Here is a 5724-nt window from a genome sequence, read left to right as displayed (position 1 = left end):
ACGCGAACGGGCCGATCGAGGTCTCCACGTTCGGTCCTGCAACCGCGCGATTCGGCGACGCCTCGGGCCCGGTCGTCTGGAATCGAGCTGCGAACGGCACCTGGCTCCAAGGATGGTCGTCGACGGGGACGACACCTGACGGGCGCATCGAACTCTCCAGCGGTGGCGGGCTGGTGTGGAACCCGGCGCTGGTCGGGTCGATTGCGTCTCAAGCAGCGATCGTGATGGCGGTGGCAGCTTGTGCGTGGCTTCGTCGCAGCGACATCCGCCGGGCCATCGTCGGTCGCTGAAGTGCACGCGTTCGAGCGGGGAAAATTCGTTGTGGACCGATCGTCGAAATCTGTTAGTGTCTCGGATTGAAGCATGCAATTTGTCACATCTTTGGAGGAACAAGGCATGATGGATTCGACGGTCAAGTTGGCTCAGGTCACGGCAATCCGATTCGCGATGACCCTCGCAGCCGCTGTTGCCTTCATGATGGTGCTCCTGCTGCGTGCCGCCTCTGCAGGCGCAGCGGCAACGTGTGATGCTGCGAGCTTCACGACCGACGGTGTCTTCGACACTGATGGTTACCTTGCATGCCTCTCGGGTGGCGGCGGTCAAGTCGCGAGTTCCGGGAGCAGTTCCAGTGGCGTCCTCCCAGTGACAGGTTCGAGCACGTTGCAGATCGTCGGGATCGCTCTCGGGCTCTTGGTCATGGGCGCGGTCGCGGTCGTCGTCGCCGCACGCAACCGGCGCGCAGCTGCCGACATCGTCGCAGCCTGATCGAACGCACACCCGACATCGCCCGCAACGTGGTTCTCCACGGTTGCTGGCGTTTGCTTGTCGGACTGAGTTGACCTGGATCTCCGCGACGGATACCGAGGTCATGGTTGGGCGCTGTGCGGCGAAATGAGCCAGTGGTCGTTGGACCGCGGAAGTTGGCGAACGCTCCGACCGGAATGCTGATGCCTCACCGGAAGGACCGCTTGTCAGCGGGCGAGTTCGAAATTGCCCGGGTGTCCGTCGGACTGCGTGAGCCGACGCAGTGGACCACCTCGACCTCGCCAGCTACGAGAAGTACCTCCACGGCGACATGGTCGACTATGAACTGTCCGACGAGGCGATCGCCGAGGCGATGAGGTCCGTCCCCGTCCTGACCTGACCCGCTCCCACCGTCACCAGCGGCACCACCGACAGGCAGGTCGAACGCCGATGCCCGGCGTTCTCGTGAACAGTTTCAGCGCTCCGTGCGCAAACTGTTCACGAGAACGGGGGTGTTCACGTCGGGATGATGCAGATGTAGGACGTCGTGCCGTCACCGGTGTACTTGCCCGACAGCGCAGCGAGGTTCTGTTTCGCCGCCTTCGAGAACCCGGGTGCCGTCACCGGCTTGCGCTGGCTCTGTGCCTTGCGGGCGCCGTCGTCGAGCCGGATGATGTCGACTCCGCGGGCGTTGTCGGCCACGTAGACGACGTCCTCGAAGAAGTACGGCGCGAAGCTCACCGCGTCATCGGGGCGGTAGTAGGCGATCTGGATCGGATTGCGCGGATCGGAGACGTCGAGGAAGCGGGTCCCCTGCGCATACCACGAGTACGCCACGACTTCCTTCTGGCGTTCGAAGTAGTGCGCCGAACAGAAGCGAGCATCGACGTTGGTGCCCTCCTCGTCGGCCGGGCTCCAGGTCGAGATGGTCTCGAGACGGAACGGGTCCTCCGGTGTGGAGTTCCAGCCCTCCCCGTCGTAGCTGCCCTTCAGCGAGGCGATGGCGAAGACACCGACACCGTCGCACGTGCGGGAACCGAAGGCTTCCTCCGTCGCCAGGATCAGTTCACCGGGCTTGAATCCGTACTTGGCGACTCCGGGAATGCTGTTGCTGCCGGCCGGCCGGTCGGAGTTGTGGATGAATGCCGACGGGGTCGCTCCCTCGTCGATGCCACCACCAGCGAACGGCACGGGATCGGTTGCGGTCGCGGTTCGGCGCTTCCCCTGTACCGGGTCCCAGTGCTTCCCGGTGGTGTGGTAGCCCCGGACACCGCCGAGTCCGGAGACCCAGGCGATTCCGCTCTCGTCGACCTGGACGTCGTGGGCGTACGCCGTCACTCCGTCGTACCGCTCGGTGTCGATCGCGACCGGGGAGGTCGTGATGTTGTCGAGGTCGCGCAAGTCAGTCGCGAAGATCGGGCGTCCGCCCGGCCAAAGCGCTGCCTGCTCGGTGTTCGACGCGGGCCCGCCGGTCCAGAGGAAGTCGCAGTCGTTGACGCAGGACGAGGTGTGCCCGACCGGGAGCTCCTCGAAGGTCTTCAGGTCGAGGTTGGTCGGATCGGCGGCGTCGACGATGTACACGCCGGCCACCGAGCTCGGATTCGACGCGCTTCCGCCGTAGGCGCGTGGGTCGCGGGCCATCATCACCAGCTTGCGGGCCTGGTCGACGTCCATGTCCTCGTTCTCCCAGAACGCACGACCGGTGTTCGTCACCGGATCGGTCGGGAGACGGAACTCGGCTTCGCCGATCTCGTCGAGGAGCACGGGCGTGGACGGGTTCGAGACGCCGTAGCTCTTGAGGCCGAACGTACCCGAGACCATCATTACGTCGAGTGGACGGCCACCGCCCTTGTACTCGAGGAAGTTGATGGCGACGACGCCGTTGGTGTCGTCCACCGTTCCGAGATAGTCGACGTTGCCGACCGCTCCGGGCGGGGCATCTTCCGCGACGACGGGATACCCGATCGCCAGCGTGGACGCCAGCATGAGTCCCAGTCCGAGTTTCTTCACAACGGTTCCTCTTTCATGGTTGGTTCCGAGGGCCGTAGCCAAAGGTCACTCATCGCGACGGATCGGACGCTACGCGTGACGCGATGTTCATCACGGTGAAACGAGCGTGCCTCGGACGCCGCCCGCCCAACACTCACGCCTCCGCCCGGTCGCTCGCGGGAGCATCAGTGGTGTGGCTGCGGCGGATCGTTCAGAGTGTGAGTTCGAAGTGGCTGTCGTTGCCGACGGTTCGCTCGAAGCCGACTCGTTGGAGATAGCGATCGTGGTCGTCGGTGGTCGCGTCGGCGCGCAGACAGGTGAGTCCGGCGGTGCGGAAGACCTCGGCGCCGGGACCGAACAGCCACTGACCGAGGCGGGAGTCGCGGTGTTCGCGCATCACGTAGTCGAGGTCGATGCGCAGCGTGTCACCGATCCGTCGGCCGACGAGCAGCCCAGCGGGCAGTCCGTCGCGCGTCAGTACGAGGCTCATCACATCGGTGTCGGTCGGCATCGTGAACGCGGGTTGGAACCGGTGGATGTCGTCGGCGTGGTACTCGATGAAGTCGAGCAGGAACGGTGAGTCGGAACGGATCTGCGAGGCGCCGATGTCCTGGCGGTCCGACATCCGCACGAGGAATTCACGGCGGAGGTACCAGAGGTTGATCGCCGCGATGCAGCCGTTGGTGATCATGATCGGGATCGATTCGATCAGTGTGCCGTAGATGAAGAACGTGATCGAACCGCACAGCGAGAGGATCCGCAGCCGCACGATCGACCGCATCGTGAGGGCGAGGACGACGAGCGCCGATGCGACGTATCCGACGACCTCGGTCCCGTCGATGGCGAGGATCATGAGGCGACCGGGGCTGTCGGAGCGTCGGGGATTCCGCCTTGCTCGGACTTGGACGTGGCGGACTGGTTGCGGACGATCATCACCAGGGCTCCGATGACGACGGCCATCGCGAGAGCCTGGCGCACGACGATCGTCTCGTCGAGAAAGATCCACGCGAAGAACGCCGAGAAGACCGGAATGAGCAGCGTGAACGTCGAGCCGATCCAGAGGGGGATCCGCACGAGCGACCAGTTCATCAGGGCGTGGCCGATGATGCCCGATCCGACGGCCATCGCGATGAGCAGTGCCCAGTTCTTCCACGAAGGCCACGACATGTCCTGGCCGAATGCGAAGCCGAGCGGCGTCACGATCATCGCCGTCCACAGGGCGGTGCCCGCGGTGAACTCAGTCGGGGTCACGCGCCCTTTCGACTGCTTCGAGGCGATGAAATACGCGCTCCAGGAGAACATCGCAGCGACGGCGAGCAGGTCTCCGCGAATGCTGCTGACGCCGTCGCCGGTCGATGCGGTGACGACCACGAAGACACCGGCGAGTGCGACCAGCGCCCACAGAGCGTCGCGCCCCCGGATCTTCTCGCCGAAGAATCGTGCCGCAATGATCCCGACGAGGATCGGCTGGAGCGATCCGATGATCGTTGCATTGACGATGCTCGTCTCCTTCACGGCCGAGAAGAACAGCGCGATGTCAGCACCGAGTGCGATGCCGCCGAACATCGTCGCTCGGATCGAGCGGAGCGTGAACGACTGTCCGCGCAGTCGCATCCAGAGCAGGAGCGACAGGCTGAAGAGCCAGAAGCGGTAGGTGCCGATGGCGAGGCCGCCCATCTGGATGCCCTTGGCGAGCACCGTTCCCGTCGACCACGCACACACCGCGATCGCTGCACCGATCAGGCCCGCCGAGAGCTCGCGGCTCTCGTCGGTGGCTCTTGTCATCGGCGGGAGTGCTTCGGCGTTCGTCACCGCGGCAAACTACTCGTCCCAGTGATCGGCGCATCAGTGGTCGATGCTGCCCGCGAGGTTGTGAAGGCGTTGCGCGGGGCGTAAGGTTCACCACCTACTTCGCCGCGGGGTGGAGCAGTTCGGTAGCTCGTCGGGCTCATAACCCGAAGGTCGCAGGTTCAAATCCTGCCCCCGCCACCAATTGGAAGGCCCGGAACCATTGAGGTTCCGGGCCTTCTTCGTTTTCGTCGACATGCCTGTTTCTACCGGGTCATCTACCGGCGGTCGGTGTCGCGATTCGTTGAGCTGGGGTTTTGCGGATCTGGGTCGGTAGACGTCTACCGGCTGCGGGTCGGGCGGTGTGTCGCCGGTAGCCCTGTCGGGTGTCACTTTGCGTCGACAACATGGCACCGAAGTCGTGGGCGGCGGTGGCGCCCATGCCGGGCATGACGTGTTGGTAGGTGGCCATCGTGAAGCCGGGATGCGCATGGCCGAGTCGTTCGGATACGACCTTGATGGGTGTGCTCGATCCGGCGAGCAGGGTGGCGTGGGTGTGGCGCAGATCGTGGAATCGGATTGTCGGGAGATCGAGGCGTGCGAGTTGTCGGGTGAAGAGTTGGCTGATCGATTCTGGGTGAACCGGGAGGCCTTCGGTGTTGGTGAAGATCGCGTCGTCGAGGCCGACGGGGTGACCGTCTCGTTCCTGGCGGCGCTTCCAGTGGGCGAGGACGGTCTCGGTGTGCGGGTCGAGGTCGATGCAGCGTCGACTGTTCTTCGTCTTGCACGCCACCTCGACGCTGTGCCCGCCAACGGATTGTCGCGCGCGGGCGACCGAGATCGAATGGGTACTGCGGTTCCAGTCGCCCCAGCGCAGCCCGGCGAGTTCGCCGCGACGCATTCCCGTGGTCGCTGCGAGGTGCAGCGCCGGGTAGAGACGGAGGTGTTGGGTGGCGGTGAGAAAGGCTCGGAGCTGGTCGATCGTCCACGCTTCGGGTCCTTGCTTGGCGCGAGCGGTGGGCCGTGGTGCGGTGGCGTCGAGGGCGACGTTGTGTTCGACGAGATGGATGCGTACGGCGTGTTTGAGTGCGGCGCGCATGATGACGTGGACGTCGTACACGGTCTTGGGTGCGAGGCCGGTCCCGTTTCGTTTCCCGGTCGCGAGGAGGTCGGTGTAGAGACGGTTGAGGTGCTCGGCTCGCA

The 5724-nt window shown here is 64.8% G+C and carries 6 protein-coding genes and 1 tRNA gene; 3 read left to right on the top strand and 4 right to left on the bottom strand.

The annotated features are described in order from the left end of the window. Both WBV89_RS20095 and WBV89_RS20090 read left to right on the top strand, forming a co-directional pair. On the top strand, positions 1-290 hold a 290-nt coding region (locus WBV89_RS20095; protein WP_423983105.1), incomplete at its 5' end, for a hypothetical protein. Between the two features lie 106 nt (positions 291-396). Next, the gene (locus tag WBV89_RS20090) at positions 397-765 is read left to right on the top strand and encodes an LPXTG cell wall anchor domain-containing protein (protein ID WP_423983104.1); all 369 of its coding nucleotides are present in this window, start codon (positions 397-399) and stop codon (positions 763-765) included. Between the two features lie 495 nt (positions 766-1260). On the opposite strand, the gene WBV89_RS20085 is transcribed toward WBV89_RS20090, so the two are convergent. From WBV89_RS20085 to WBV89_RS20075, 3 genes are all read right to left on the bottom strand, one after another. After that, positions 1261-2754, bottom strand: coding sequence for a hypothetical protein (locus WBV89_RS20085; protein ID WP_423983103.1), 1494 nt, complete (start codon positions 2752-2754; stop codon positions 1261-1263). Positions 2755-2944: 190 nt separating this feature from the next. After that, the gene (locus WBV89_RS20080) at positions 2945-3586 is read right to left on the bottom strand and encodes a hypothetical protein (protein ID WP_423983102.1); all 642 of its coding nucleotides are present in this window, start codon (positions 3584-3586) and stop codon (positions 2945-2947) included. Further along, positions 3583-4545 carry a DMT family transporter gene (locus tag WBV89_RS20075; RefSeq protein WP_423983101.1) on the bottom strand — a complete coding sequence of 321 codons (963 nt, stop codon included), beginning with the start codon at positions 4543-4545 and terminating at the stop codon, positions 3583-3585. Before WBV89_RS20075 ends, WBV89_RS20080 begins: the two co-directional genes overlap by 4 nt. A 103-nt stretch (positions 4546-4648) precedes the next feature. Here WBV89_RS20075 and WBV89_RS20070 point away from each other — a divergent pair. Then, positions 4649-4725: transfer RNA gene (locus WBV89_RS20070), tRNA-Met, on the top strand. A gap of 70 nt (positions 4726-4795) precedes the next feature. Here the strand turns inward: WBV89_RS20070 and WBV89_RS20065 are convergent. Beyond that, the coding region (locus WBV89_RS20065) for a tyrosine-type recombinase/integrase (protein ID WP_423983100.1) at positions 4796-5724 on the bottom strand (929 nt) is incomplete at its 5' end.

The sequence above is a fragment of the Ilumatobacter sp. genome, assembly GCF_049588435.1.
Classification (GTDB): domain Bacteria; phylum Actinomycetota; class Acidimicrobiia; order Acidimicrobiales; family Ilumatobacteraceae; genus Ilumatobacter_A.
Note: the sequence above shows the minus strand (reverse complement) of the source record. Positions and strands in the feature narration are given on the sequence as shown.

Excerpts from the sequence above, each read along its gene's own strand:
- WBV89_RS20090 (WP_423983104.1), top strand. The coding sequence starts at position 397 with ATGATGGATTCGACGGTCAAGTTGGCTCAGGTCACGGCAATCCGATTC.
- WBV89_RS20080 (WP_423983102.1), bottom strand. The coding sequence starts at position 3,586 with ATGATCCTCGCCATCGACGGGACCGAGGTCGTCGGATACGTCGCATCG.